The organism is Georgenia sp. Z1344, assembly GCF_057652375.1.
This window is the reverse complement of sequence record NZ_CM172728.1, coordinates 952,028-978,200: the sequence shown is the minus strand read 5'-3', so window position 1 is coordinate 978,200 and position 26,173 is coordinate 952,028. Positions and strand designations below refer to the sequence as shown.

Below are 26,173 nucleotides of genomic sequence, written 5' to 3'. Positions count from 1 at the left end.
GCCGGCCTCCATGGGCGTTCGTGTCGCGCTGAGGACTGCGGACGTGCGGTGGTTGTGCGAGGGCCTGTCCCTCGCTCAGTCGTGGGGGAGGGCGGCGACGTCGCCGCCGATCCACACGGTGTCGATGTCGGCGGGAGTGCCGAGGGCGAAGATCGTGGCGAGCGCGTCGGCAGGGTCGGCCGCGTGCCGCAGGGAGGTGCGCAGCGACCCGCGCGGGCCGGGGCGCAGCAGCACGGCGTCGAACTGCTTGCCGACCGAGAGGTCGCCCACCGTCTCGTCGAGCCCGAGCGCCGTGGCGCCCGATCGCGTGGCGAGGTGGAGGAGGTCGGGCGCGCCGAGCGGCACGCCGTCGGGGCGCAGCTGCTGCGCGAAGTAGGCCTGCAGCCCCTCCTTGAGCAGGCTGAAACCCGTCCCGGCCCCGACGTCGGAACCCAGCGCCACGGTCACCCCGGCGTCGAGGTGGTCGCGCAGGGGGAAGAGGCCGCTGCCGAGGGCCGCGTTGGAGGTGGGGCAGTGCGCGACGGCGGCCCCCGCGGCGCCGAGCACCTCGAGCCCGTGCTCGGTCGGGTGCACGTTGTGGGCGAACACCGACCGCTCGTTGATGAGCCCGTGCCGGTCGTAGGTGTCGACGTAGTGCCGGGCGTCCGGGAACAGCTCACGGACGTCGGCGATCTCCTGCACGTTCTCGTTGACGTGGGTGGTGAACCACAGGTCGTCGTCGAGCAGCTCCCCGCACGCGGCGAGCATCTCGTCGGTGGTCGAGAGGGCGAACCGCGGGGTGACCGCGTACCGGAGCCGCCCCTTGCCGTGCCACCGCTCGGCGAGCCGACGGCCCGCCTCGAGGCTGTCGGCGGGGCCCGCCAGCAGCTCGCCGGGCAGCGTGCGGTCCGAGACGACGAGCCCCGACGTCACGCGCAGCCCCGAGCTCTCGGCCTCCGTGAAGAGAGCGTCGACCGCGCCCTCGAAGTGGGAGCCGAAGACGAGCGCGGTCGTGGTGCCGGCACCGACGAGGCCACCGACGAAGTCGCGGGCGACCTCCTGCGCGTACGCGGGGTCGGCGAGGCGGGCCTCCTCGGGCAGGGCGCAGGTGTCGAGCCAGTCGAGCAGCGGCATGCCGAGGCCGCCGATGGCCCGAACCTGGGGGTAGTGGACGTGGGTGTCGACCATGCCCGGCAGGAGGATGCCGTCGCGCAGGTCGACCACGTCGTCGTCCGGATGGTCCGCGCGGGCCGTCGCGTAGTCGGTCCGGGCGACGATCGTCCCTCCGACGACGACGAGCGCGCAGTCCTCGTCCGACCGCAGATCGACCGGCCGACCGATGCTCGTGGCGTCCCCCGGGGTGTCGAGCACCCGGGCGCGGTAGATGGTCATGACAGCACCGGGACATCGTCCCGGCGCACAGGTGTGATGGGCCTCGGCGTCATCGCCACACGCTCCTCGACGCAGCCGGCATCGCACAGGGCGGAGGCTGCAGCTTCGGCACGGTTGAGGACTCGCAGCGCGTCGATGGTTATCCATGCCGTGAACAACGACGCGTCGGTGGCAGGGACGTTAGCGGGACTCGCTCAGTTGCGCAATAGATTCTGGAAGAGAAGTTCCGATCCGTGAAAGTGGGGAGGTGGTGGGCGGGTGGTGCTACACCCAGAACCCCTCGTGCGCCTGCGCGGCCTCGTCCTCGAGGTGCGGGCCCGAGACCGTGACCTCGCGCTGGCCGCGGGCGAAGACCTCGCGGCAGGGCAGGTCGAGCGTCGGGTTCTCGGGGTGCGAGCCCGTGATCGTCAGCAGGCGCGACTCGCTCAGCGCGTAGACGACGCGACCGACCCCGGTCCAGTACGCGGCCCCCGCGCACATCGCGCACGGCTCAGCGCTCGTGTAGAGCGTGCTGCCGCGCATCCCGTCGGGGCCGGCGGACCGGGCGGCGGCGGCCGCGGCGAGGAGCTCGGCGTGCTGCGTCGGGTCGCCGCCGGGGCCGGACGAGTTGTTGACCGCCTCACCGAGCACCGTCCCGTCGGCCCCGACGACGATCGCGGCGAACGGGTGCCGTCCCTGCTCCCGCGCCGCCGCCGAGCGGGCGATGACGTCACGGAGCCGGCGCTCGTCGTCGTCGGGGAGGGGTGTGACGGAGGAGGTCGTCATGGTGGTGCTCCTGCTCGAGAGTGCGGCCGGGTCGAAGGATGCCCGCGCGCCACGCTAATCGTCCACGACCTCTCCGTGGCCACCCCACGACCTCTCCGTGGCCACCCCGCGACCTCTCCGTGGCCACCCCACGACCTCTCCGTGGCCCGTCCGGCGCGGGTAGCGTGAGCGACGGGGTTCTGCGCGCCGACACCGCCCCGCACCTCGTGACGCGTCTCTTGACACGACCCGTGCCCGGTCGTAACTTGATGCCGCATGGTGGATTAGTTATTCCACCTCATGAAAACGACAAGGACGTCAGAGTGGATGGCCGCACCCCCTGCGGCGCAGGCCCGCGAGGCGCGGACCGGCAGCGAGGACACGGCATCCGGACGGCACAGGACCAACGAGGGAGCTGGGCATGAGCGAGAGCACCACCACGAACGGGACCGGCGGCATCGTCCTCGGCGAGAACCAGTACGGCAAGGCGGAGGTCCGCCTCGTCAAGGTCGACCGCCAGGAGGCGCGGCACTGCATCACCGACCTCTCGGTGACCTCGCAGCTCCGCGGCGACTTCACCGTGGCGCACACCGAGGGCGACAACAGCCCGGTCGTGGCCACCGACACGCAGAAGAACACGGTCTTCGGCCTCGCGCGCGACGGCATCGGCTCGCCGGAGGACTTCGGCCTGCGCCTCGCGGAGCACTTCACCAGCTCGTTCGACTGGGTCACCGGCGGTCGCTGGCAGGTCAAGGAGCACACGTGGGAGCACATCCCCACGTCGCTCGCGAACAACTCGGCCGACGGCGAGCACAACCACTCCTTCGTCCGCACCGACGTCGAGACCCGCACCGCGCTCGTCCAGCGCGACGGCGCCGACACCTTCGTGGTGGCGGGCATCGAGGACCTCGCCGTCCTCAAGTCGACGGGCTCGGAGTTCCACGGGTTCCCGCGCGACCGCTTCACCTCGCTGGTCGAGACCACGGACCGCGTGCTCGCCACGTCGGTGACCGCCAAGTGGCGCTACCTCGACACGTCGATCGACTTCAACGCCGTCTACGACGACGTCCGCCGGATCCTGCTCGAGACGTTCGCCGACGTGCACAGCCTCGCGCTGCAGCAGACCCTGTACGAGATGGGCCGCCGCGTGCTCGAGGCGCACCCCGAGATCGGCGAGATCAAGTTCTCCATGCCGAACCTCCACCACTTCCTCGTGGACCTCGAGCCGTTCGGGCTCGACAACCCGGGCGAGGTCTTCTACGCGGCCGACCGTCCCTACGGGCTCATCGAGGGCGAGGTGCGCCGCGAGGGCGTCGCCCCCGAGCCGCGCGCCTGGGCGACCTCCGCCGGCTTCTGCTGACCCGCCCCTCCGTCCGCCACCACCTGAGCGAAGGAGCCCGGGAGACATGAGTACGACCACAGCCGACGCCGTCGAGAAGGGCAAGAGGCCCGAGGACGAGACGTACGGAGCCGGCAAGACGACCCTCTTCGGGTTGCAGCACGTCCTGACGATGCTCGGTGGCGTCATCGCGCCGCCGATCATCGTCGGCCAGGCGGCCGGCATGAGCGCCACCGACCAGGGCATCCTCATCTCGGCCGCCCTGTTCGTCAGCGGGCTCGGCACCGTGGTGCAGACGATCGGCCTGCCGTTCTTCGGCTCCCAGCTCCCGCTCGTCCAGGGCGTCTCGTTCGTCTCCGTCTCGACGATGACCACCATCGTCGTCGGCGGGGGCAGCGTGACGACGATCTTCGGCGCCGTCCTCGTGGCGGCGGCGATCGGTCTGGTCGTGTCGTCGTTCTTCTCCCAGGTGGTGCGGTTCTTCCCGCCCGTCGTCACGGGCACGATCATCGCGACGATCGGGATCTCGCTGCTGCCGGTGGCCGCCGGCTGGATGATGGGCGGCAACGGGAGCCCGAGCTGGGGTGCCCCGGAGAACATCGGGCTCGCGATGTTCACGCTGCTCGTCATCCTCGTGCTCAGCCGGTTCACCACCGGCACGTTCTCGCGGCTGTCGATCCTCATCGGCCTCGTCGTCGGAACGGCCTTCGCGGCCGCCGTCGGGATGGCCGACTTCTCGGGCATCCCGGAGGGCGACGTCGTCGCCGTCCCGTCGCCGTTCCACTTCGGCGCACCGACCTTCGAGATCGGCGCGATCATCTCGATGACGGTCGTCATCTTCATCGCGATGACCGAGACGACGGCGGACATCCTCGCCGTCGGTGAGATCGTCGAGACCAAGGTCGACGCCCGACGGGTCGGCGACGGCCTGCGTGCGGACATGGGTGCGTCGCTCATCGCTCCCGTGTTCAACACGTTCCCGATCACGGCCTTCGCGCAGAACGTCGGGCTCGTGGCGATCACCGGCATCAAGAGCCGGTTCGCGGTGGCTGCGGGCGGTGGCGTGCTCGTGCTCGTCGGCCTCGTGCCGCTGCTCGGCCGGGTCGTCGCCGCCATCCCCAACCCGGTCCTCGGCGGCGCCGGCATCGTCCTCTTCGGTTCCGTCGCCGTCTCGGGCATCCGGACGCTGTCGAAGGTCAAGTACGACGGGAACCTCAACCTCACCCTCGTCGCGGTGTCCCTGGCGTTCGGCATCATCCCGATCGCGGTGCCGGACTTCTACGCCGGGTTCCCGGAGTGGGTCGGCATGATCTTCCACTCGGGCATCAGCGCCGCGGCGATCGTCTCCGTCATCCTCAACCTGCTGTTCAACGAGATCCGCTGGGGCCGGTCGAAGGACCCGTCGGTCTTCACGGCCGGGTCCACGGCCCGCGCGAACATCGCGGAGGACGAGCAGGAGCGCCGCTCGGCCTACTTCGCCCAGCTCGACGGTCGTCGGCGCGCCGAGCACGCGGCCCGCGAGCAGGCCGAGCGCTCCGCGCGGCGCAGGCTGGGGCACGGGCGCCGGTCCGGCTCCGCGTCCTCGCTCGACCGTGCGGCCGACCGCGCGAGCGACGCCGACCTCGCCTGGCCGCACCTCACCCGGGCCGAGGACTCCGCGCGACCGGCCAGGCGCGCGGACGACGTCAACCGATGAGCGGGCACCGGTCGGTCGGGCGGGCGGGATCAGCCGTCGGCCGACCGGTGCAGCTCGGCGGCCTCCGCGACCTGCCGCTGCACGCGGGCGAGGAGGCCGGCCATCCCGGTCAGCCGGAGCGGGCTGACGACATCCTCGAGGCCGAGCCGGGTGGGCAGGTCCGCGGGGACGGCGAGCACCTCGCCCGCCGTGGCCCCGGCCAGCCCGACGACGACGATCCCCGCGAAGCCACGCGTGACCGGCGCCTGTGGGGCCGCCGAGACGTGGACCGTCACCGGCGCGTCCTCGCCCGTCCCGTCGACCTCGGCCCGCACGTGCACGGGGGCCTGGCACTCCCGCACCGCCTCGAGCAGCTCGGGGTGGTCGACCAGCCGCTGCGGCAGCCCGGGCAGCTCGTCACCGAGCTCGACGAGGAGCTGGACCCGGTCGTTCGGCGCCAGGGCCGCGAGGTCGCGGGCGATCTCGGCGAGGGCGGGCCGCAGCGCGGCGGCGTCGTCGTCGGGCATGGGTGTCCTCCTCGTTCCGCCGACCCGTCAGACGGACGGGAGCAGCTCGGTGGCGACGGCCGTGGCGACCTCGTGCAGGAGCGGGACCGCCCGGTCGCCGAACTCGTAGGTCACGCGCGCCTCGGGGCCGGACACCGAGAGCGCGGTCGGGGTGGGGGCGCCCGGCACCGTGACGGCGAAGCAGCGCACGCCGAGCTCCTGCTCGCCGTCGTCCATCGCCCAGCCCTGCTCGCGGACCCGGTCGAGCTCGGCGAGGAGGGCGTCGATGTCGACGATGCTCTTCTCGGTCACGGCGGGCATCCCGACCCGGCCGACGATCTCGCGCACGGTCTGCTCGGGCAGCTCGGAGAGCACCATCTTCCCCACGCCCGTGCAGTGGCAGAACACGCGCCGGCCGACCTCGGTGAACATCCGCATCGAGTGCGAGGACGACGCCTGCGCCACGTACACCGCCATGTCGCGGTCGATCATCGCGAGGTTCGCGCTCTCGCCGAGCTCGCGGGCGACCCGCTCGAGGTGCGGCCGGGCGCCGGCCCCGAGCTGGCGACCCGCGCTCTCGCCGAGGCGGATGAGGCGGGGGCCCAGGGTGTAGCGGCGCGACGCCAGCTGCCGGGCGTACCCACGGTCGACCATCGTGCGCATGAGGCGGTGGATCGTCGGCAGCGGGAGCTCCGAGGCGGCCGCGAGCTCGCTGAGGGCGGCGTCCCCGCCGAGGTCCGTGAGGAGCTCGAGGAGGTCGATCGCCCGGTCGACCGACTGCACGCCGGAACCACTCGCCATCATGTTCCCCTCGCCGTCGGTCGGATGGTGGTGCGGGGCCCGGGCGCGAACCCGGAGCCGAGACCCGACGCATTCTTCCACGTGCCGGAACCGACCGGCCCAACGATCGGAGCGATCGCATGACCAGCCCTCGACCGTCCCTCGACGCCGGCACGTACGACGACGTCGACGCGATGCTCGCCGGTGCCGACGAGCACCTGGCGCGCACCTACCCCGGCGACGACGGCACCCGCCAGCCCGTGCACACCGTGTACGTCCCCGCGGACCGCTTCCGCGCGGGCCTCGCGGGGGAGTGGGGCGAGCGGGCGCTGGCCGTGGTCGAGGAGGGCGGTGGGACCGCCGCGCTGCTCGACGCCGTCGGTGTGCGGGAGGACCTCCGGGCGGAGGTGGGCGCGCTCGTCGAGTCGAAGCTCGCGAGCGAGCCGATCGAGGACCTGCGCATCGACCTCGAGGACGGCTACGGGGACCGGGGCGACGACGAGGACGGGCACGCGCTCGCGGCGGCCCGTGCGGTCCGCGCCGAGGTGGACGAGGGGCGCTCGACCCCGTTCGTCGGCATCCGGTTCAAGAGCTTCGAGGCCCCGACGCGTGCGCGCGGCCTGCGGACCCTCGACCTGTTCCTCGGGGAGCTCGCCGGGTCGGGCGAGCTGCCGGCGGGCCTCGTTCTCACGCTGCCGAAGGTGACCTCGGTCGAGCAGGTCGAGGCGATGGTGCTCGTCTGCGAGCGGCTCGAGGCCCTGCACGACCTGCCGGCGGGACGCCTGCGGTTCGAGATCCAGGTCGAGACCCCGCAGGCCGTGCTCGGCTCCGACGGGACCGCGCTCGTGGCCCGGATGATCCACGCCGGCGGCGGCCGGGTGACCGGGTTGCACTACGGCACCTACGACTATTCCGCCTCGCTCGGCATCGCCGCGCGCTTCCAGTCGATGGAGCACCCGGCCGCGGACCACGCGAAGGCCGTCATGCAGCTCGCCGCGGCCGGCACCGGCGTGCGGCTCTCCGACGGCTCGACGAACGTGCTGCCGGTGGGCGACGCCGAGCAGGTGCGCGCGGCGTGGGCGCTGCACGGCCGCCTCGTGCGGCGGTCCCTCGAGCGGGGCTACCTCCAGGGCTGGGACATGCACCCCGGTCACCTGCCGGGCCGGTTCGCCGTGACGTACGCCTACTACCGGGAGGGCTTCCTGCCCGCCGCCGAGCGCCTGCGGATCTACCTCGCGCGCGAGGATGGGGCCGTGATGGACGAGCCGGCGACGGCACGCGCGCTCGCCTGGTTCCTCGCGCGCGGCACCGACTGCGGGGCCATCGCGGTGGCGGAGCTCGAGACGGCCGTGGGCGCGTCGGCCGCGGACGTCGACGCGCTCGCCGGCCGGCCCGGGCGGTAGACGCCGCATGGGCGCCCGGTCAGTCGACCTGCGCGACGAGGCCCGCGGCCTCGATCGCCGCGACGGCGGCGGCCTCGTCGTTGTCGGAGGTGTCGCCCGAGACGCCGATCGCGCCGAGCACGGTGCCGTTCGCGTCCTTGACGAGCACGCCGCCGGCGACCGGGATGAGCGCGCCGCCCACCGCGGCGGTCGCCGCCGAGACGAAGTAGGGCTGCTGCTCGGCGCGTGCCTGGATCGCCCGCGACCCCATGCCGAGCGCGATGGCGCCGTGCCCCTTGCCGTGCGCGATGTCGAGGCGGCGCGCGGAGGTGCCGTCCTGACGCTCGGCCGCGATGACGAGACCGGCCTGGTCGAGCACGGCGACGGCGAGCGGCTTGAGCCCGCGCTCGGCGGCCGTCGCGAGGGTGCCGGCGACGAGGGTCCGGGCGGTGTCGAGGGAGAGGCTCACGGGAGGTCCTTTCGATGGGCGATCGAGCGGCGGGAGTGCCGGTCGGTCGGTTGTCGGGACGGGTGGTCGGACGGGCGTCGGGTCGGTCCGTGCGGCAGGGCGCGAGCGCGCTGCGCGGCCTCGGGCAGGAGCTGGGGCGCTCGCTCACCGGGCGCCGGGAGACGAGGTAGATTCCTCGATACGGAAAAGCGCTATCGCGTTGCGGATAGCATGTCAGCGGCGGCGATCGGGCACAAGGGAGCGGCCGTGGCGGCCGCGGACGAGTCAGCGACGAGCACGAGAGAGGTCCGACGATGAGCACAGGTCAGGGCGGCGGTGTCCAGTCCGTCGAGCGCGCGTTCCGGGTCCTCGAGATCATCGCGGCGGCGGGCGGTGAGATGACCCTGTCCGACCTGTCGGCCACGGTCGAGCTCCCGCTGCCGACGATCCACCGGCTGCTGCGCACGATGGTCACCCTCGGCCACGTCCGGCAGATGCCCAGCCGGAGCTACGCGCTCGGGCCTCGGCTCGTCCCCCTCGGGGAGGCCGCGAACCGTCAGCTCGGCGTCGCGAGCCGGCCGATCCTCCAGCGCCTCGCCGACCAGCTCGGGGAGTCCGCGAACATGGCCACGCTCGACGGTCCGATGATCGTCTACATCGGCCAGGTCCAGTCGACCCGGTCGATGCGCATGTTCACCGAGGTGGGACGACGCGCCCTCGCGCACGCGACCGGGGTGGGCAAGGCGATCCTCGCCACGATGTCGGACGCCGACGTCGAACGGCTCGTCGGTCGGGACATCGCCCAGCCCACGCCGCGGTCGGCCGCGACGCTCGGACAGCTCGTCGAGCGGCTCGAGGTGGTGCGTGCGCACGGCTACTCGATCGACGACGAGGAGCAGGAGCTCGGTGTGCGCTGCTATGCGATGGCCGTGCCCGGGACGCCCGTGCGCACCGGGATCTCGGTCTCCGGCCCGAGCTCGCGGGTCGACGACGCGTTCGGCGCGCGGGCGGTACCCCTCCTGCGCCGGGCCGCCCAGGAGATCGCCGACGGGCTCGGGGCGGTCGGCGCCGCCGGATGACGTGCGTCGTGGCGATCGGTACCCCGACCGCAGTGCCGCGAACGGCCGGGACCCGCGACGGGTCCCGGCCGTCGTCGTGTGCTGACCGGTCTGTTGACCCCTCCCGGCGCCGCTGCTAATGTTTTCGACATCAGGAAGGAAACATCCACAAAGCGGAAAAGGAACCTGATGGCCGACGACGTCCTCTACACCGTCAACTGCTCGATCCTGCTCACCGACCTCCCGCTCCTCGAGCGCCCTGCGGCCGCGGCTGCGGCAGGCTTCGACGGCATCGAGCTGTGGTGGCACTTCCCGACCTCGACGCCGGAGCAGGACGAGATCGACGCGCTCCTCAAGGCGATCGACGACGCCGGCGTCCAGCTGACCGGCCTCAACCTCAACGCGGGCGACATGCCCGGCGGCGACCGCGGCCTGATCTCGTGGCCCGAGCGCTCCGCCGAGCTGCGCGCGAACCTCGACGTCGTCACCGCGATCGGCGAGCGCACCGGCTGCCGCGCCTTCAACGCGCTCTACGGCAAGCGCGTCGACGGCGTGGACCCGGCCGAGCAGGACGCCCTCGGCGCCGAGAACCTCGCGCTCGCCGCCCAGGCGGTCGACCGCATCGGCGGCACGATCCTCCTCGAGCCCGTCTCCGGGGCCGACGCCTACCCGCTGAAGACCTCTGCCGACGTCGTCGGGGTCCTCGACCGGGTGCGGGACGAGCACGGTGCCACGAACCTCGGCCTCCTGCTCGACGTGTACCACCTGGCCGTCAACGGCTCCGACGTCGACGCCGACATCGCGGCCTACGCCGACCGGATCGCTCACGTGCAGATCGCCGACGCCCCCGGGCGCGGCGCGCCCGGCAGCGGCGACCTGCCGATCACCCGCTGGATCGACGACGTCCGGGCGACCGGCTACACGGGCCCCGTCGGGCTCGAGTACAAGACCGCCGACGCCGACCCGTTCGCCTGGCTCCCGCGCGAGCAGCGCTCCGCCTGACCCTCACGACCACCTCACAGATTGGGGACCGACCAATGAGCACCATCGCCTTCATCGGCCTCGGCATCATGGGCAGCCCGATGGCCGTCCACCTGCAGAACGCCGGGCACACCGTGCGGGGCTACAACCGCACGCCCGACAAGACCGCCCCCCTCGTCGAGGCGGGAGGCATCGCCGCCTCCTCAGTGGCGGAGGCCGTGACCGGCGCCGACGTCGTCGCCGTCATGGTTCCGGACTCCCCGGACGTGCGCGACGTCCTCACCGGCGAGGACGGCGTGTACGCGAACGCCGCGCAGGGCACGCTCGTCATCGACTTCTCCTCGATCCGGCCCGACGTCACCGTCGAGCTCGCCGAGGAGGCGAAGGAGAAGGGCATCCGCCTGCTCGACGCACCCGTCTCCGGCGGCGAGGCCGGCGCCAAGAACGCGGCGCTGTCGATCATGGTCGGCGGGGCGGAGGAGGACTTCGCCGCGGCGAAGGAGATCTTCGACGTCGTGGGCAAGACGATCGTCCACGTCGGCCCGTCCGGCTCCGGGCAGACCGTCAAGGCCGCGAACCAGCTGATCGTCGCCGGCAACATCGCGCTGCTGGCCGAGGCGGTCGTGTTCCTCGAGGCGTACGGCGTCGACACCTCGGCCGCGATCGAGGTCCTCGGCGGCGGTCTCGCCGGGTCCAAGGTGCTCGACCAGAAGGCGCAGAAGATCCTCGACCGGTCCTTCGACCCGGGCTTCCGGATCGAGCTGCACCACAAGGACCTCGGCATCTTCACGTCGGCCGCGCGCGAGGAGGGCGTCGTCGCCCCCGTCGGCGCGCTCGTCGGTCAGCTCATGGCCGCCGCGCTCGCCACCGGGGACGGCTCGCTCGACCACTCCGGCCTCTTCCAGACCATCGCCCGCCTGTCCGGGCGCGAGTGACCCACCGAACCCCCTAGGAGATCGACATGCCTCGAATGCGCGCGGTCGACGCCGCGGTGGCCATCCTCGAGAAGGAGAACGCGACCCACGCGTTCGGCCTCCCGGGCGCCGCCATCAACCCCTTCTACGACGCCATGCGCAAGCACGGCGGCATCCACCACGTCCTCGCCCGCCACGTCGAGGGTGCCTCGCACATGGCCGACGGGTACACCCGCGCCGAGCGCGGCAACATCGGCGTCTGCATCGGCACCTCCGGTCCCGCCGGCACGGACATGATCACCGGGCTGTACGCCGCATGGGCCGACTCGATGCCGATCCTGTGCATCACCGGCCAGGCGCCCGTCGCGAAGCTCGACAAGGAGGACTTCCAGGCGGTCGACATCGCCTCGATCGCCGCGCCGGTGACGAAGATGGCGAAGACCGTCCTCGAGGCCGCCCAGGTCCCGGGAGTGTTCGCCAAGGCCTTCCAGCTCATGCGCTCCGGCCGCCCCGGCCCGGTGCTCATCGACCTGCCGATCGACGTCCAGCTCGCCGAGATCGAGTTCGACCCCGACACGTACGAGCCGCTGCCCGTGGTGCAGCCGGCCGCCACGCGTCCGCAGGTCGACAAGGCGCTCGACATGCTGCTCGCCGCCGAGCGACCGATCGTCATCGCGGGCGGCGGGATCGTCAACGCCGGCGCGGAGGCCGAGCTCGTCGAGCTCGCCGAGACCCTCGGCGTCCCGGTCGTCTCCACCCTCATGGGCTGGGGCGCGATCCCCGACGACCACCCGCTCGCCTCCGGCATGGTCGGCATCCAGACCTCGCAGCGCTACGCGAACGCCACGTTCCTCGAGTCCGACGTGGTCCTCGGGATCGGCAACCGCTGGGCCAACCGCCACACCGGCGGCCTCGACGTCTACCGCCAGGGCCGCACCTTCATCCACGTCGACATCGAGCCCACCCAGATCGGTCGCGTGTTCGCGCCCGAGTACGGCATCGTCTCCGACGCCGGGGCGTTCCTGCGCACCGCCGTCGAGGTGGCGAAGGAGCGCAAGGCCGCCGGGCAGGTGCCCGACTGGTCGACCTGGGCCGACGACACCCGCGGCCGCAAGGGCACCCTCCAGCGGAAGACGAACTTCCCGGAGACGCCGATCAAGCCGCAGCGCGTCTACCAGGAGATGAACCGGGCGTTCGACCGGGACACGGTCTACGTGACGACGATCGGCCTCTCGCAGATCGCCGGCGCCCAGTTCCTCCACACCTATGCCTCGCGGCACTGGATCAACGCCGGCCAGGCCGGGCCGCTCGGCTGGACGGGGCCCGCCGCGCTCGGCGTCGCCGCCGCCCTGCCGGACGCGAACGTCGTCGCCCTGTCCGGGGACTACGACTTCCAGTTCATGCTCGAGGAGCTCGCGGTCGGCGCGCAGCACCACCTGCCGTACGTCCACGTGGTCGTCAACAACGCCTACCTCGGGCTCATCCGGCAGTCGCAGCGCGCGTTCGACATGGACTACCACGTGTCCCTCGCGTTCGAGAACATCAACTCGACCGAGGTCGCCGAGTACGGGGTCGACCACGTCAAGGTGGCCGAGGGCCTCGGCTGCAAGGCCCTGCGCGTGACCGACCCGGAGGACCTCGAGTCCTCGTTCACCAAGGCCCGCGCGATGGCGCAGGAGTCGCGGGTGCCCGTCGTCGTCGAGGTCATCCTCGAGCGCGTCACGAACATCGCGATGGGTGTCCAGCTCGACGGCGTCAACGAGTTCGAGGACCTCGCCCTGTCGGCGACGGACTCGCCGACGGCGCTCGCGCTGCTCGACTGACGGTGCTGCTCGACCGATCGCGTTGAACGACGGCCCCGGACCTTCCCAGGTCCGGGGCCGTCGTCCGTGCACGGGACGTGTCCGGGCCAGGTCCGTCAGAGCTGGTACAGCCCGCGCCCGCGGCGGCCCAGCTCCTCGGCGAGGACGCGGACGACGAACTCGAGGCGGTCGGCCGGCTGGTCCGTCAGCTCGACCCGCACGTGCGACGTGAGTCCGGCGACGTGGACCGCGCGGCGCTGCCGGTCCGTGACGGCCCGCTCGATGACGCCGGCGGGCGTGACGAGGTCGATGAGCACGAGCACCGGTGGGCGGGAGCGGACCGAGTGCCCGGCGGCCCGGCCCGCGAGGTACTGCCCCTGTCGCCTCGTGCGACCGAGGCTCGAGAGGAGCCAGATGCCACCGATCTCGACGGCGTCGGCTCCGTGGGCGATCGGGAGCGGGCCGACGCGCACGCCCCGGATCTCGTCCCAGGGGATGTCGAGCCCGCCCGGCCCGGTGAGGCCGGCCGTGGTGACGAGGAGCTGGATCGCCTCGTCGCCGGACGTGCGCCGCCGGTCCTGCTGGACGATGCCGACGACGAGGACCCCGATCGCGCCGAGGACGTGGACGAGGACGACAGAGATGATCGCCGTCGGGATCGGGGACCACGGCATCTCGACCTGGAGGGGACCGACGCGCTCCGGGGTGAGGGAGTCGACGAGGCCGACGACGAGCCAGACGGCGAGCGCAGCGACGGCGACCAGGAGGACGCAGTAGATGGTGATCCGTTCGCCGGCCTCCTTCCGGTTCGCGCCCAGGCCCGCGACGACGTGGCCTCGGCCGACCGCGGGGGTGTCGTAGGGCTGCGGACCGTGCGGCTGCGGCCCCGGGTGCGGTCGCGAGGCCGGGTACGGCTCGCGCGTCTCGCGCTGCGGCACGTCAGCGCCGGTGGAGGAGCAGGCCGTGCTCGCCGAGCTGCTGATCGAGGGCCGTGAGGACGTGCGCGATCTCGTCCCCGGGGTGCTCGGTCAGCTCGATGCGGACGTGCGGGGGGCGGTGGTTCGGCACGACGGCGCCGCGCTGTCGCTCGGTGGCGGCGCGCGCGAGGACGCCCGACGGGTCGCGCAGCTCGACTACGACGAGGACCGGGGTGCGGCGCGCGACCGCCTGCTCGTGGCTCCGCACCCTGCGCTTGTACTCGCGGGCGGTCATGTCGCGGTCGGGGCGCCGGATCGCCCGCTCCCGGGACATCGTCGAGATCCGCTGCACGAGGGTGGACCCGGTGCCGAGCGGGAGCGCGTCGACCACGACCTGGTGCATCTCGTCCCACGGGATCCCGAGCCCGCCGGGACCGACGACGCCGGACGGCGTGACGAGCAGGTCGATCGCGTCGTCGCCCTCGCGGCGACCCCGCACGACCTGCCCGATCGCGATGCCGAAGACGGCGATCACGCCGAGTCCGACGACGGACAGGCCGAGCGGAGTCACGTAGTCGGAGGTCTGCGCGTCGCCCGACCCGAGCGCGCGGACGAGCTGGACGCCGTGGTACCCGGCGATCACGAGCCCCACCACCACGCCGACGCCGTAGCCGACGAGGCGTGTCGTGGCGGTGGAGGAGTCGACGGCGAGGCCGGTGATCACCTCGCCGCGCGGGTGCGGCACGTGTACGCCGGTCTGCGGCGGGGTGCCCCGCGGCGGGGTGCCCTGCGACGGGGTGCCCCGGGGCGGTCCATCGGGTGGTCCTGCGGCGTCGTACGTCATGGGTCCTCCGTGCCGGTAGCGATCGGCGACCATGGTCTCGGTCATGTCCGCACGGCGCAGGACCTCGGGAGGGGAGTTCTTCCTCGAGCACGGGTACCCGCGCAGAGCGAAACAAGCCGAGGAGAAGTGGGCACCGGAGCGTCGGGCGGTTTCCGGTAGCCTCGACGGGATGAGCCTTGGCATCCGGTGTGTGTGGCGGAGAATCGCCGACCCCCACCATTGGATGCGGCCCGACGACGTGCGCACCGTGGTCGTCGCGTGAGCCCCGGCGACGAGTCCGCACAGCCCAGCCGTGGCCGCGTCGCGTGGATCGATGCCGCGCGTGGATTTCTCGTTGTTCTCGTCGTGCTTGGGCACACTCTCTACTTCATGCGTATGGGGGGTATGCCGTTCCCTGAGTTGGAGCCTGCGGTGCGGGTGGCGCAGGCCATCCGTATCCCTGCTCTGTTCGCGCTCTCTGGTGCCCTATTTCTCCATGCTGCCTCGCGAAGCTGGCGGACGGTGATAGGCACACGCATCGTTCCCATGGCGTGGGTCTTGGGGGTCTGGCTACTCGTCGAACTCGTAGTGCGGAGCTGGCGCTTCTCGGTCGCGACGACGTTGCCGGACGGGGTGGCGGCGTGGGCACTCGAGCAAGCGCTGCTGCCTGAGGACTACTTGTGGTTCATCTGGGCACTTGCCGTCATGACGCTGATGGCGCGACTCCTGCGTTCCTACCCCGTGCTGATCGTTGCCGTTGCGTTGGCGATGTTGTTGAGCCCGGAACTCCCGAACCTCGGCAGGCAAACGGTGCCGCTCTTCACCTACGCGCCGTTCTTCCTCATCGGCTTCCTCGTCGCCCCTGCCCTTCGCGTACGGCAGCGGTGGCTGGTCGTGCTGGGCGCGATCTCGGCGCTCTGCTTCATTCCCCTTGCAATCGCTCGTAACGAGTTCGACCTAGTCCTAACGAACAACCGGACCGACGTCGTACTGCTGGCGCTACTCGGCCTAACGGCTGTCGCACTCGTAGGTATCGGACTTTCACGGATACCAGGGTTCGCGCTGTGGAGTTGGCTGGGGCGGCGTACCCTTCCGATCTACGTGGCCCACATGCCCTTGTTGCTTGTGGGGCTATGGCTGGTGGAGGGCCCGGCTCGCGCCTTCGCCGAGCCCCGACCCGGAGTCGTCGTCCTCCTTCTCCTCGTGTACGCGGTAGGTGTCCCAGTGCTGCTCAGGGTCGTGTGCGACAAGCTGCCGTTCGACGGGATCCTGGCCGAGCCCCGGTGGCTGCGCCGCCTCGTGCTCGGCGACGGGGGCGGTGGGGCGTCCGCCCGGTCGGCTCGTACCGAGGCAGCGGCCCCGGACGACGCGTCCGGCGCGCCCGAGGCGGTCGAACCGCCCGCCCCGGAGGACGCGTCCGGCGCGCACTCACCGGCGGACCCACCCGACGCGGCTGACCGGGCCGCGCGCGAGCGACGGGGTTCCTCGTCCGGCTGACCTCTCGTGGCCGCGGTCGGCGTGACGGGGAGGCTCAGGTGGAGATCGCGCGCGCGGCCGCCCTGACGGCCCCCGGCGTCCGGCCGACCGCACGGACGAACGCGCGGCTGAAGGCGGCGTCGGACCGGTAGCCGAGCTCGGCGGCGACCTGGGCGGCCGTCGCGTCGCCGCCGGCGAGCCGCTCCTGGGCCAGCCGCATCCGCCACCGGGTGAGGTACCCGTTCGGCGTCTCGCCGACCAGCTCGGAGAACCGCGCCGCGAACGTCGACCGGGACATCGTGGCGGTGCGCGCGAGCCGATCCACGCTCCAGTCGCCGCCCGGCTCGGCGTGGATCGCGTCGAGCGCGCGGCCGATGCGGTCGTCCCGCAGGGCGGTGAGCCAACCGTCCCGTGCGGCGTCGTCGTGCGCGAGCCAGTCCCGGATGACCTGGACCACGAGGATGTCAGCCAGCCGGGTGGCCACGGCCTCGCTGCCGGCGCGCGGGCGGGTGAGCTCGTCGACCATGAGGCGGAGCGTGTCGCGGATCGCCGAGCCGACCGGGGAGGCGTCGGCGTCGACGGTGAGGACGGCCGGCAGGCGGCTCGTCAGCTCGCGCGCGGCCGGCTCGTCGAAGCCGACGATCCCGCAGATCAGCCGGGTGTGCGCGCCGCCACCGCCGTGCTCGAGGACCGCGTAGTGCTCGCCCAGCCACTCCTGGGGGAGGTCCTCGACGGGACGCGGCGTGCCGGCGCCCTCGCCGCTCGCGATGTCGTGCCCGCGCCCGTGCGGGACCAGCGCGAGATCGCCGGGGCCGAGCTCGACCGGGTCGCTGCCCCCGACCTCGAGCCGGCAGGCCCCCGACGTGACGACGTGGAAGCTGAGCGAGTCGGGCACGGTCGGCATCCGCAGCGACCACGGCGCGGTCAGCTCGGAGTGCCCGTAGAAGATGCCGCGCATCCGCAGCGTCTGCAGGGCCCGCGCGAGCCGGTCGCGGGTCTCCCAGGGTGTCGTCAGCATGACCTCAGCCTTGCGTATCCGGCCGGGTCGCGACAGTGCTTCCGGACGATCGGACAAGAACGACGGCGGAACGGGGCTGGGAACGCCTGGAGGGAGCTTCTAGCGTCGGTGGTGCCGCGCCGGGCACGCCGGTCGGCACCGACATCGGGGAGGACGCCATGTACGCAGTCGCAGGAGCCACGGGACGGGTCGGAGGGGCCGCCGCGCGCCGGCTGCTCGACGAGGGGGAGGAGGTGCGGGTCCTCGTGCGCCGCGACGCGGACGCCGAGCGGTGGCGCGATGCCGGGGCCGACGCAAGGGTCGTCGACCTCGCGGACCGCGCGGGCCTGACCGACGCCCTGCGCGGGGCGGAAGCGATGTTCGCCCTCCTGCCCTTCGACCTCACCGCCGACGACCTCGATGCGCACGCCGACCGGCTCACCGCCTCGATCGCGGGCGCCGTGGAGGATGCCGGGGTGCCTCGCGTCGTGCTGCTCTCCTCGGGCGGTGCGGACCTCGGGGCCGGCACCGGCCCGGTCGACGGCCTGCACCGGCTCGAGGAGGCGCTGCGCGGGGTGAGCGTGCTGACCGCGATGCGGTCCGGGCACTTCCAGGAGAAGGTCACCGACGTGCTCGAGGTCGCGCGTACCGAGGGCGTGTACCCGGTCCTCGCGCCGTCGGCCGACGAGCCTCTGCCGCTCGGGGCCACCGCCGACGTCGGGGCCGTTGCCGCGCAGCTGATCCGAGAGCAGGGAGGGGCGAGCGAGGTGGTCGACGTGCTGGGGCCCGAGGTCACCGAGGCCGAGGTCGCCGGTCACCTGGGCCGGGCGCTCGGGCGGGAGCTGCACGTCGTCGTCGTACCGGAGGAGGCGTGGGCGGGCACGCTCGCGGGCGCCGGCTTCGACGCCCACGTCGCGGAGAGTCTCGCCGAGCTCTACCTCGCCGACGCACGTGGGCTGCTCGCGCCCCGCGGCGACCGGACGGTGCGCGTGACGACGCCCGTCGAGGAGACGATCGGCGCGCTGGTCGGAGGAGCTGCGGTGGGGACTGTTCGATGAGTGCCGCCTCCGCCGCGCTGGTCACGGCCACCGTGGGTAACGGGCTCGTCGCGGGACTCTTCCTCGGCTTCACCTGCGCGGTGATGCCCGGCCTGCGCCGGGTCGACGACGCCGCGTTCGTCGCCACGATGCGGTCGGTCAACCGGGCGATCCTCAACCCGCTGTTCGGGGTGGTCCTCGTGGGGACGCCGGTCGCGACCGTCGCGGCCGTGGTGCTCGGGTGGACGAGGGTGGACGACGCCGGCGGGGCCGACGGAGCTGGATCCGCGCTGCCCTGGCTGGTCGCCGGCCTCGCGGGGACGGTCCTCACGCTCGCGATCACCTTCGCGGTCAACGTGCCGCTCAACGAGCGGCTCGACCGGGCGCCCGACGACGACGATCGCCTGCTCGCTGCCGCCCGTTCGGCGTTCGAGCGGCCGTGGACCAGGTGGAACGCGTGGCGCACGCTGACGGCGACCGCGGCGACGGCGCTGCTCGCGATCGGGGGACTCGCGGCGCGCGGGTGAGGTCGGTGGGTGGGTGGGTGAGTGAGTGAGGGGAGGTGCTGGATCAGGCGTTCGGGTCGCGCGGGGTCGCGCGCGGGATGCCTGCCTCGTCCTCCTCGAGCCCCCTGATCTGCCGGCCGTACAGGTTCCACATGTAGGCGGCCGCGGCGAAGCCGAGGACTCCGGCGGCGAGGACGACCCAGCGGGTCGGTGGCTCGAAGAGGAACAGGCCGACCGCGATGACGACGAGGTCACCGACGACCATGGCACCCACCACGTAGGCCCGCGTCCGGCGCAACCCCGCGGCCGTCCCGGAGGGCGCGGACGAGCGCTCGGGTGCCTGCGAGGCGTCGGCGCCGCCGGTGGAGGCGTGGTGGGCCGAGGGCGCGTCGGCCCCGCCGCTGCGTCCACGGTGCACAGGTGCCTGTGGGCCCCAGTCGTCGAGCGGGTCGGTGCCGGTGGTCATGGTGGGGCTCCGTCGTGTCGGCCGTGTGTGGGCAGCGGGTGGGTGAGGGTGAACGCTGGTCAGCGGGGCGCGAGCAGGGCGTCGAGCACGCGGGCGGCGGCGTCGCCGTCGCCGTACGGGGTGGCGTCGGTGTCCGCGGGGCGCGGCCGGGTGGCGGCCGCGAGCAACGCGTCGCCCGGCTCGACGAGCACGTTCCAGCCGAGCTCGACGGTCTCGACCCACTCGGTCTCGGTCCGCACCGTGGTGCAGGGCGTGCGCAGGAGGAAGGCCTCCTTCTGCAGGCCGCCCGAGTCGGTGACGACGCCGCGCGCCCGGTCGGCCACGGCCACGAGGTCCCGGTAGCCGAGCGGCGTGCGCGTGCGCAGCGCGCCGCCGGACAGGTCGATGCCCGCCGCCTCGGCCTTGGCCACGAGGCGCGGGTGGGCGAGCAGCAGGACCGGCGCGTCGAGCCCCGCGAGGGACTGCACGATCGCGCGCAGCCGGTCGGGGTCGTCGGTGGACTCCGCGCGGTGGATGGTGGCGAGGTAGAACTCGCCGTCGGCCAGTCCCTCCTCCTCCAGCGCTGCCGGGCGGGCGTCGCCCACGGCCTCGCGGGTGGCGAGCAGGACGTCGGTCATCACGTCGCCGACGACGACGGTGCGCCCGGCCAGCCCCTCGTCCGCGAGGTGCCCGGCCGCCACCTGCGTGGGCGCGAGCAGGAGGTCCGCGGCGTGGTCGGTGAGCACGCGGTTGATCTCCTCGGGCATCCGCCGGTTGAACGAGCGCAGGCCCGCCTCGAGGTGGGCGATCGGCACGTGCAGCTTCGCGGCGGCCACGGCGCCGGCGAGCGTGGAGTTCGTGTCGCCGTAGACGAGCACCCAGTCGGGGCGGTGCTCGGTGAGCACGTCGTCCATCGAGGCGAGCATCGACCCGGTCTGGTGGCCGTGGCTCCCCGACCCCACGCCGAGGTGGACGTCCGGCGCCGGGATCTCCAGCTCGGAGAAGAAGACGTCGGACAGCAGCGGGTCGTAGTGCTGGCCCGTGTGGACGATGAGGTGCTCGGCACCCCGGCGGGCGCTCTCGTGCGCGATCGGCGCGAGCTTGACGAACTGGGGGCGGGCACCGACGACGGAGAGGATCTTCACGGTCACCGAGCCTAGTGCGGCCTGCTCCCGCCGGAGGCGGAGCGGCCGGGTAGTTTCGGGGGCATGCGAGTCGTCGTCGTCACCACCTGGTTCCCGACCGCCCTGGCGCCGAGCTCCGGCTCGTTCGTCGTCCGCGACGCGCTCGCGATGGCCTCGCGCGGGGACACGGTCGACGTCGTCCACCTCGTCCCCGGCCACCAGGACGACGGCACGCGGCACGTCTACCACGAGGGGCTCAAGGTCCTGCGCCTGCCGATGACGCCCTCGCGCCCGGACCAGATCGCCCAGGTCGCCGCGGCCCTGCCGGGAATCCTCGACGGCGCCGACGTCGTCCACACCACCGCGATCTCCGCGCTCCTGCCGTTCGTCGTCGGGCGCCCGGACGCCCCGTGGGTGCACACGGAGCACTACTCGGGACTGACGAGCCCGGAGAACCTGGGGTTCGGAACGCGCGCCGTCCTCCCGCTCGTGCGCCGCCTGCTCGACCGGCCGGACGTCGTCACCGCCGTGTGCGAGTTCCTCGCCGACCCGATCCGCGAGGTGCGCGGCGACCGCGCGACCGCCGTGGTGCCGTGCATCGTCCCGCCGCTGGCGACCGTCCCGGCCAGGCCCGAGCCATCCGGCGAGCTGCGCATGGTCAGCGTCGGCGGCCTGGTCGAGCGCAAGGACCCGCTCCTTGCCGTCGACGTCGTGGCCGAGCTCGGCCGCCGCGGGCACCCGGCGCACCTCACCCTCGTCGGCGACGGCCCGCTCGCGAGCGCCGTCCGCGACCGGGCGGACGAGGTCGGGGTGGGGGAGCGGATCCACCTCACCGGCACGCTCGACCGCGACGGCGTCCTCGGCGAGCTCGCCCGCGCCGACCTCTTCCTCGGCCCTACCCGCGGCGACAACTTCTTCGTCTCCTGCGCCGAGGCGCTCGTGGCGGGGCGCCCGGTCGTCGTGGGCTCGACGGGCGGCCAGGGCGAGTACGTCGACCCGCGCGTCGGCACGCTCGTGGACGTCCAGGACGCAGGCGCCTACGCCGACGCGGTCCTCGACCTGCACGAGCGCACCGCCACGCTCTCCGCCGAGGACGTCGCCGCGACGATCGGCGACGCCTTCTCCGTGGAGACCGTGGCCGCCGGCTACGCCGACGCGCACGCCCTCGCCGCCCACGTCCACGGCTCGGTCCGGTGAGCGAGCAGTCGGTGGGGCAGGGCCGGACGATGGTCTACCACGCCCCCTACCCGGTGGGCGAGGGCTCGACGTCGGGCTCCGGCATCCGGCCCGTGCGCATGCTCGACGCGTTCCGCGGGCTCGGGTACGAGGTCGTCGAGGTGACCGGGCACGGCAAGGAGCGGGCGGCGGCCGTCCGCGACCTCGGCCGACGCCTCGAGAACGGGCTGCGGGTCGACCTCGCGTACGGCGAGTCCTCGACGATGCCGACCGTGCTGACCGAGCCGCACCACCTGCCCACGCACCCCGTGGTCGACGTGCGCCTCGCCCGGCTGCTGCGGCGCCACGGCGTGCCGACGAGCGTGTTCTACCGGGACATCTACTGGCGCTACCCCGAGTACACCGAGCGCGTGCACCCGGTCGTGGCCGCCGGGACCCGGACGCTGTACCACGCGGAGCTGCGCGCCTACCGCCGCCTCCTCGACCGCGTCTACGTCCCCTCGCGGGAGTTCGCCGTGCACGTCCCGCACCTGCGCCCCGAGCAGATGGCGCCGCTCCCGCCGGGCGGCGCACTCCGCGACGTGCCGCGCACCGAGGGCCCCTTCACACTCCTCTACGTCGGCAACGTCACCTCCTACTACCGGATGCACGAGCTGCTGCGCGCCGTCGACGCGACGCCCGGCGTCCACCTCCTGCTGTGCACCCCGAAGGACTCGTGGGAGGCCGCGCGCGGGGAGTACGCCGACTGGCTCGGCGACCGGGTCGAGGTGGTCCACGAGCGCGGGGACGGCCTGCTCCCGCTGTTCGGCCGGGCCGACGCGTGCTCGATCGTCGTCGAGCCCTCGGAGTACCGGGACTTCGCGGCGCCGATCAAGCTCTACGAGTACATCGGTCACGGCAAGCCGGTCCTCGCGGCCACCGGGACGCTCGCCGGCCGGACGATCGAGACCGGCGGGCTCGGGTGGGCGGTCGACTACGACGCCGACGCGCTCGCGGACCGGCTCGCCGCCCTGCGCGACGACGCGGGGGAGGTCGAGGCCGTGGCGGCGCACGTGCGCGAGGCGCGGCACGAGCACACGTGGGCCGCGCGCGCCCGCCAGGTCGCGGCCGACCTCGCCGCGCTCGACCGGCGGGCCTGACCGGTAGGGCGTCCCGGCGGGTCGAGGCACCTACGATGGGACCCGCCGCGGAAGAGGCGGGCGCGGGGCCACCGCGTGCCGCACCGAAGTCGAGAGGACACTCATGCGCATCGCCGTCGTCGCCCTGGGAAAGATCGGACTGCCGCTCGCCGTGCAGTTCGCGGACGCCGGGCACGAGGTGATCGGCGTCGACATCAATGCGGCGACGGTCGACTCGGTGAACGCCGCGAAGGAGCCCTTCCCGGGCGAGGCCCACCTCCAGGAGAAGCTGACCGAGCTCGTCCCGGCCGGCCGCCTGCGCGCCACCACCGACTACGCCGAGGCGATCCCCGGCGCCGACGCGATCGTCCTCGTCGTCCCGCTGTTCGTCGACGACGCCACGTGGGACCCGGACTTCGACTGGATGGACGCCGCCACGCGCTCGCTCGCCGAGCACCTGACGCCGGGCACGCTCATCTCCTACGAGACGACCCTCCCGGTCGGCACCACCCGCAACCGGTGGAAGCCGCTCATCGAGGAGATCTCCGGCCTCACCGAGGGGGAGGACTTCCACCTCGTCTTCAGCCCCGAGCGCGTGCTCACCGGCCGCGTGTTCCAGGACCTGCGCCGCTACCCCAAGCTCGTCGGCGGCCTGTCGGACGAGGGCACGCGCCGCGCGATCGAGTTCTACGAGGCCGTGCTCACCTTCGACGAGCGCCCCGACCTCGAGCGCGCCAACGGCGTGTGGGACATGGGCAACGCGGAGGCCGCCGAGATGGCCAAGCTCGCCGAGACCACGTACCGGGACGTCAACATCGGCCTGGCCAACCAGTTCGCGCGATACGCCGACACGGTCGGCATCGACGTCATGACCGTCATCGAGGCGTGCAACTCCCAGCCGTTCAGCCACATCCACCGCCCGGGCATCGCGGTCGGCGGCCACTGCATCCCGGTCTACCCGCGCCTCTACCTCTCGACCGACGCCGACGCGACGATCGTGCGCACCGCCCGCCAGCTCAACGCCTCGATGCCCGCCTACGTGGTGGGCCGGCTCGAGTCGACCCTCGGCGACCTGTCCGGCCGCCGGGTCGCCGTGCTCGGCGCGAGCTACCGCGGCGGCGTCAAGGAGACCGCGTTCTCCGGCGTCTTCGAGACCGTCACCGAGCTGCGCGCCCGCGGCGCCGAGGTGGCCGTCCACGACCCGATGTACTCCGACGCCGAGCTCGGCGAGTTCGGCTGGGCCCCGTACCACCTCGGCGAGCAGGTCGACGCGGCGGTCGTCCAGGCGGACCACGCGGAGTACAAGGAGCTGACCCCGGACGACCTGCCGGGCATCCGCATCCTTGCCGACGGCCGCAACGTCACCGATCCCGCCCGCTGGGCCGGCACGCCCCGGATCACGGTGGGCGGCGGCCAGTAGTTGGACCCCAGCGGAGCCCCGCTGGGAGGGATCGCCGCCACCGCGGCACTGTCCCTCCTCGCGCTGCTCGGCCCCGGCCTCGCGATCGGACACGCGTGGCTGGGGCTGCGCCGACTCACCCTCCTCGCCGCGGCGCTGCCGCTGACGGCGGGGGTGGTCGGCGTGCTCTCGCTGCTCGTGCCCACCCTGGGGCTGCCCTGGGTGCCGACCACGTGGGTCGTCCTCCTGGCCGTCACCGGAGCCGCCGTCCTCACGGGCGCCCGACGACGACGCCGCCCCGCATCGGGCGTGCCGAGCGGGGCGCCCGGCCCTGATCGGGCGGGTGCCCGCGACGCCGATCCCGACCTCGGCCGCGGCGACCGCCTCGTCACAGGGCTCGCGCTCGTGGGCGGTCTCGTCGTGCTGCTCGCCGTGGTCTCCTCCGGACTGGGCGGGCTCGGACTTGGGCAGCCGATCGAGCACCGCGACGCGATCTTCCACTACTCCGCCACCGCGCTCGTCACCTCCGGCGACGGCAGCCCGTTCCCGCTCGGCGGCCTCGACGCCCTCTTCCCCGGCGAGTCCGGCGTCTACTACCCGTCGCTGTGGCACGGGCTCGCGGCGCTGCCGGCGTTCGCCTCGGACGTCGTCGTCGCGTCCCACGTCGTCGTCGCCGTCGTGGCCTGGTGCTTCCTCGTCGGCGTGGCCGCGCTCGCCCGGGCCGCGGCGCCGCGCGTGCCGTACGCCGCCGGGCTGTCCGTCGTCGTGGCGTCGGCCGCGGTGGCCTTCCCGTACTACTCGATGTACTTCCACGGCCAGTGGCCGTGGGCGCTCTCGCTCGTCCTCACCCTCCCGGTCCTCGTCCTCGGGCTGCGGTGCGTCGCCCGTCCCAGGGACGTGCGGGCCTGGGTGGCGGTCGGCGTCGCGGGGCTCGGGGCCACGCTCGCCCACGGCTCGGCGCCCGCCGTCGTCGTCGTGGCCGCCACCGCGTGGGGCATGGCGCTCCTCGCCCGCGGCATCGCGCGCGGACCCGCGGGCCACCGGGTCGGCTCAGGTCTCGCGGTGCTCGCGCTGCCGCTGCTCGTGGGCGCACTGGCGTGGATCGCGGTGATGACGATCCCGCTGCTGTCCTCGATGGGTGACTTCGAGCGGATCTCCCTCGACCAGGCCGGCGAGGTCACCGAGACGCTGCAGTACGCGGTCCCGGTGCCCCCGCTCACCGGGGTCCAGGACCCGGCCTGGGTGCTCACGGCGCTCGCCGCGCTCGGGCTGCTCGTCCTCGTCCAGCACGTGCGCGGCCGCTGGATCCTCGCGACCGCGCTGCTCCTGCTCGTCCTGCGCGTCCTCGCGGCCGGGCCGGACGGGCCGCTGCGCGACCTCACGGCGCTCTGGTACAAGGACTACGACCGGCTCGAGGCGCTCCTCGTGGCCCCGATGGCGGTCATCGCCGGGACCGGCGGTGCCGGCGTCGTCGCGCTCGCCGTCCGGCTCGTGCGGCGCCGGGGTGGGGAAGGACGCCCTGCGGTCAGCACCCCCGCCGTGGCGGCGGTGTCCCTCGTGGCGGTGACCGCCGCGATCGTCCTCGGCACCGGCGGGCTGCACGCCTCCGTCTCCGCCGAGACCGTGCGCCAGGGGCCCCGCCAGGCCGTCCCGGACCGGCCCTACTCGATGCACGTGGGCGAGGCCGAGTGGCTGCGGTCGCTCGCCGGCGAGCTGCCCGAGGACGCCCGCGTGCTCGGTGCCCCCGCGAGCGGCGCCGTCCTCGCCCCGGCGCTCGCCGGCTGGGACGTCGTGCCCCGTCCCCTGTACCCGGCGGCGGACGACCCGGCCGACCAGCTCCTCTACGACCTCCAGCATCTGGGCCAGGACCCTGACGTGTGCGAACGGATCATCGAGCTCGGCATCACGCACGTCTACCTCGACACCCCGGGGCACCGGCTCCTCGGCTGGAGCTACCCGGACCAGGCCGACGTGCCCGCCGACACGCTGCGCACCGTCGCCGCGCACGAGGACGCGCGCCTCATGGAGATCGCCGTCTGCGGGTGACGGGCTCGCCGTCGCGGGCTGACTCGTGACCTCGGGGGGCGTGGTGTGAGCAAGGCGACCGGAGCGGGCCGCGACGCGACCGGGCCCACGCCCCACAATGGCGAGGCCG

At 73.3% G+C, this 26,173-nt stretch carries 24 protein-coding genes; 14 read left to right on the top strand and 10 right to left on the bottom strand.

Going from position 1 to position 26,173, the window contains the following annotated elements; genetic code table 11:
• Positions 1-75 precede the first annotated feature (75 nt).
• Together guaD and AC24FB_RS04270 are read right to left on the bottom strand one after the other, a co-directional pair.
• Complete coding sequence (gene guaD / locus AC24FB_RS04275) at positions 76-1,371, bottom strand: guanine deaminase (RefSeq protein WP_425714638.1); 1,296 nt, start codon at positions 1,369-1,371, stop codon at positions 76-78.
• 264 nt (positions 1,372-1,635) lie between these two features.
• A complete protein-coding gene (locus AC24FB_RS04270) occupies positions 1,636-2,136 on the bottom strand; it encodes a nucleoside deaminase (RefSeq protein WP_425714637.1) in 501 nt (166 codons plus the stop codon).
• Between the two features lie 400 nt (positions 2,137-2,536).
• Between AC24FB_RS04270 and pucL the strand changes: the two genes are divergently transcribed.
• The gene (gene pucL / locus AC24FB_RS04265) at positions 2,537-3,475 is read left to right on the top strand and encodes a factor-independent urate hydroxylase (RefSeq protein ID WP_425714636.1); all 939 of its coding nucleotides are present in this window, start codon (positions 2,537-2,539) and stop codon (positions 3,473-3,475) included.
• Between the two features lie 46 nt (positions 3,476-3,521).
• On the top strand, positions 3,522-5,150 hold the full coding sequence (locus tag AC24FB_RS04260; RefSeq protein ID WP_425714635.1) for a nucleobase:cation symporter-2 family protein: 1,629 nt from the start codon (positions 3,522-3,524) through the stop codon (positions 5,148-5,150).
• A 29-nt stretch (positions 5,151-5,179) separates the two neighbouring features.
• On the opposite strand, the gene AC24FB_RS04255 is transcribed toward AC24FB_RS04260, so the two are convergent.
• Together AC24FB_RS04255 and AC24FB_RS04250 are read right to left on the bottom strand one after the other, a co-directional pair.
• Complete coding sequence (locus AC24FB_RS04255) at positions 5,180-5,656, bottom strand: SufE family protein (protein WP_425714634.1); 477 nt, start codon at positions 5,654-5,656, stop codon at positions 5,180-5,182.
• Positions 5,657-5,683: 27 nt separating this feature from the next.
• Positions 5,684-6,439 carry an IclR family transcriptional regulator gene (locus AC24FB_RS04250; RefSeq protein WP_425714633.1) on the bottom strand — a complete coding sequence of 252 codons (756 nt, stop codon included), beginning with the start codon at positions 6,437-6,439 and terminating at the stop codon, positions 5,684-5,686.
• A 116-nt stretch (positions 6,440-6,555) separates the two neighbouring features.
• Between AC24FB_RS04250 and AC24FB_RS04245 the strand changes: the two genes are divergently transcribed.
• Complete coding sequence (locus tag AC24FB_RS04245) at positions 6,556-7,818, top strand: DUF6986 family protein (RefSeq protein WP_425714632.1); 1,263 nt, start codon at positions 6,556-6,558, stop codon at positions 7,816-7,818.
• 19 nt (positions 7,819-7,837) lie between these two features.
• Here AC24FB_RS04245 and AC24FB_RS04240 read toward each other — a convergent pair whose 3' ends face one another.
• Positions 7,838-8,266, bottom strand: a complete 429-nt coding sequence (locus AC24FB_RS04240; protein ID WP_425714631.1) for a GlcG/HbpS family heme-binding protein — start codon at positions 8,264-8,266, stop codon at positions 7,838-7,840.
• A 293-nt stretch (positions 8,267-8,559) separates the two neighbouring features.
• On the opposite strand from AC24FB_RS04240, the gene AC24FB_RS04235 reads away from it, so the two are divergent.
• The 4 genes from AC24FB_RS04235 to gcl all read left to right on the top strand — a co-directional run bounded on the left by AC24FB_RS04235 (position 8,560) and on the right by gcl (position 13,021).
• Complete coding sequence (locus AC24FB_RS04235; RefSeq protein WP_425714630.1) at positions 8,560-9,324, top strand: IclR family transcriptional regulator; 765 nt, start codon at positions 8,560-8,562, stop codon at positions 9,322-9,324.
• A 168-nt stretch (positions 9,325-9,492) separates the two neighbouring features.
• Complete coding sequence (locus AC24FB_RS04230; RefSeq protein WP_425714629.1) at positions 9,493-10,305, top strand: hydroxypyruvate isomerase family protein; 813 nt, start codon at positions 9,493-9,495, stop codon at positions 10,303-10,305.
• A 35-nt stretch (positions 10,306-10,340) separates the two neighbouring features.
• Positions 10,341-11,219: a 2-hydroxy-3-oxopropionate reductase gene (locus tag AC24FB_RS04225; RefSeq protein WP_425714628.1), complete on the top strand. Its 879-nt coding sequence runs from the start codon at positions 10,341-10,343 to the stop codon at positions 11,217-11,219.
• A gap of 26 nt (positions 11,220-11,245) precedes the next feature.
• Entirely contained in the window at positions 11,246-13,021 is a 1,776-nt protein-coding gene (gcl, locus tag AC24FB_RS04220; protein WP_425714627.1) for a glyoxylate carboligase, read from the top strand.
• 95 nt (positions 13,022-13,116) lie between these two features.
• Here gcl and AC24FB_RS04215 read toward each other — a convergent pair whose 3' ends face one another.
• The gene (locus AC24FB_RS04215; RefSeq protein WP_425714626.1) at positions 13,117-13,938 is read right to left on the bottom strand and encodes a hypothetical protein; all 822 of its coding nucleotides are present in this window, start codon (positions 13,936-13,938) and stop codon (positions 13,117-13,119) included.
• Between the two features lies 1 nt (position 13,939).
• Positions 13,940-14,761, bottom strand: a complete 822-nt coding sequence (locus tag AC24FB_RS04210; protein WP_425714625.1) for a hypothetical protein — start codon at positions 14,759-14,761, stop codon at positions 13,940-13,942.
• Between the two features lie 258 nt (positions 14,762-15,019).
• Between AC24FB_RS04210 and AC24FB_RS04205 the strand changes: the two genes are divergently transcribed.
• The gene (locus AC24FB_RS04205; protein ID WP_425714624.1) at positions 15,020-16,237 is read left to right on the top strand and encodes an acyltransferase family protein; all 1,218 of its coding nucleotides are present in this window, start codon (positions 15,020-15,022) and stop codon (positions 16,235-16,237) included.
• Between the two features lie 34 nt (positions 16,238-16,271).
• Here the strand turns inward: AC24FB_RS04205 and AC24FB_RS04200 are convergent, their stop codons facing one another.
• Entirely contained in the window at positions 16,272-17,234 is a 963-nt protein-coding gene (locus AC24FB_RS04200; protein WP_425714623.1) for an AraC family transcriptional regulator, read from the bottom strand.
• A 158-nt stretch (positions 17,235-17,392) separates the two neighbouring features.
• On the opposite strand from AC24FB_RS04200, the gene AC24FB_RS04195 reads away from it, so the two are divergent.
• Positions 17,393-18,271 (top strand): NmrA family NAD(P)-binding protein, encoded by an 879-nt coding sequence (locus tag AC24FB_RS04195; protein ID WP_425714622.1) that lies wholly within the window; start codon positions 17,393-17,395, stop codon positions 18,269-18,271.
• Complete coding sequence (locus AC24FB_RS04190) at positions 18,268-18,777, top strand: anthrone oxygenase family protein (protein ID WP_425714621.1); 510 nt, start codon at positions 18,268-18,270, stop codon at positions 18,775-18,777. The genes AC24FB_RS04195 and AC24FB_RS04190 overlap by 4 nt, the downstream gene beginning before the upstream one ends.
• Positions 18,778-18,820: 43 nt before the next feature.
• Here the strand turns inward: AC24FB_RS04190 and AC24FB_RS04185 are convergent, their stop codons facing one another.
• Both AC24FB_RS04185 and wecB read right to left on the bottom strand, forming a co-directional pair.
• Positions 18,821-19,222, bottom strand: a complete 402-nt coding sequence (locus tag AC24FB_RS04185; RefSeq protein ID WP_425714620.1) for a hypothetical protein — start codon at positions 19,220-19,222, stop codon at positions 18,821-18,823.
• Between the two features lie 59 nt (positions 19,223-19,281).
• On the bottom strand, positions 19,282-20,346 hold the full coding sequence (gene wecB, locus AC24FB_RS04180; protein WP_425714619.1) for a non-hydrolyzing UDP-N-acetylglucosamine 2-epimerase: 1,065 nt from the start codon (positions 20,344-20,346) through the stop codon (positions 19,282-19,284).
• A 63-nt stretch (positions 20,347-20,409) separates the two neighbouring features.
• On the opposite strand from wecB, the gene AC24FB_RS04175 reads away from it, so the two are divergent.
• From AC24FB_RS04175 to AC24FB_RS04160, 4 genes are all read left to right on the top strand, one after another.
• The gene (locus tag AC24FB_RS04175; protein WP_425714618.1) at positions 20,410-21,522 is read left to right on the top strand and encodes a glycosyltransferase; all 1,113 of its coding nucleotides are present in this window, start codon (positions 20,410-20,412) and stop codon (positions 21,520-21,522) included.
• Positions 21,519-22,640: a glycosyltransferase gene (locus tag AC24FB_RS04170; RefSeq protein ID WP_425714617.1), complete on the top strand. Its 1,122-nt coding sequence runs from the start codon at positions 21,519-21,521 to the stop codon at positions 22,638-22,640. The genes AC24FB_RS04175 and AC24FB_RS04170 overlap by 4 nt, the downstream gene beginning before the upstream one ends.
• A gap of 103 nt (positions 22,641-22,743) precedes the next feature.
• Positions 22,744-24,039, top strand: a complete 1,296-nt coding sequence (locus AC24FB_RS04165) for a nucleotide sugar dehydrogenase (protein ID WP_425714616.1) — start codon at positions 22,744-22,746, stop codon at positions 24,037-24,039.
• Positions 24,040-26,064, top strand: a complete 2,025-nt coding sequence (locus AC24FB_RS04160) for a DUF6541 family protein (protein WP_425714615.1) — start codon at positions 24,040-24,042, stop codon at positions 26,062-26,064.
• Positions 26,065-26,173: the final 109 nt, after the last annotated feature.

Coding starts and splice junctions, on each gene's coding strand:
- guaD (WP_425714638.1), bottom strand. CDS start 1,371: ATGACCATCTACCGCGCCCGGGTGCTCGACACCCCGGGGGACGCCACG.
- AC24FB_RS04270 (WP_425714637.1), bottom strand. CDS start 2,136: ATGACGACCTCCTCCGTCACACCCCTCCCCGACGACGACGAGCGCCGG.
- pucL (WP_425714636.1), top strand. CDS start 2,537: ATGAGCGAGAGCACCACCACGAACGGGACCGGCGGCATCGTCCTCGGC.
- AC24FB_RS04260 (WP_425714635.1), top strand. CDS start 3,522: ATGAGTACGACCACAGCCGACGCCGTCGAGAAGGGCAAGAGGCCCGAG.
- AC24FB_RS04255 (WP_425714634.1), bottom strand. CDS start 5,656: ATGCCCGACGACGACGCCGCCGCGCTGCGGCCCGCCCTCGCCGAGATC.
- AC24FB_RS04250 (WP_425714633.1), bottom strand. CDS start 6,439: ATGATGGCGAGTGGTTCCGGCGTGCAGTCGGTCGACCGGGCGATCGAC.
- AC24FB_RS04245 (WP_425714632.1), top strand. CDS start 6,556: ATGACCAGCCCTCGACCGTCCCTCGACGCCGGCACGTACGACGACGTC.
- AC24FB_RS04235 (WP_425714630.1), top strand. CDS start 8,560: ATGAGCACAGGTCAGGGCGGCGGTGTCCAGTCCGTCGAGCGCGCGTTC.
- AC24FB_RS04230 (WP_425714629.1), top strand. CDS start 9,493: ATGGCCGACGACGTCCTCTACACCGTCAACTGCTCGATCCTGCTCACC.
- AC24FB_RS04225 (WP_425714628.1), top strand. CDS start 10,341: ATGAGCACCATCGCCTTCATCGGCCTCGGCATCATGGGCAGCCCGATG.
- gcl (WP_425714627.1), top strand. CDS start 11,246: ATGCCTCGAATGCGCGCGGTCGACGCCGCGGTGGCCATCCTCGAGAAG.
- AC24FB_RS04210 (WP_425714625.1), bottom strand. CDS start 14,761: ATGACGTACGACGCCGCAGGACCACCCGATGGACCGCCCCGGGGCACC.
- AC24FB_RS04200 (WP_425714623.1), bottom strand. CDS start 17,234: ATGCTGACGACACCCTGGGAGACCCGCGACCGGCTCGCGCGGGCCCTG.
- AC24FB_RS04195 (WP_425714622.1), top strand. CDS start 17,393: ATGTACGCAGTCGCAGGAGCCACGGGACGGGTCGGAGGGGCCGCCGCG.
- AC24FB_RS04190 (WP_425714621.1), top strand. CDS start 18,268: ATGAGTGCCGCCTCCGCCGCGCTGGTCACGGCCACCGTGGGTAACGGG.
- AC24FB_RS04185 (WP_425714620.1), bottom strand. CDS start 19,222: ATGACCACCGGCACCGACCCGCTCGACGACTGGGGCCCACAGGCACCT.
- AC24FB_RS04175 (WP_425714618.1), top strand. CDS start 20,410: ATGCGAGTCGTCGTCGTCACCACCTGGTTCCCGACCGCCCTGGCGCCG.
- AC24FB_RS04165 (WP_425714616.1), top strand. CDS start 22,744: ATGCGCATCGCCGTCGTCGCCCTGGGAAAGATCGGACTGCCGCTCGCC.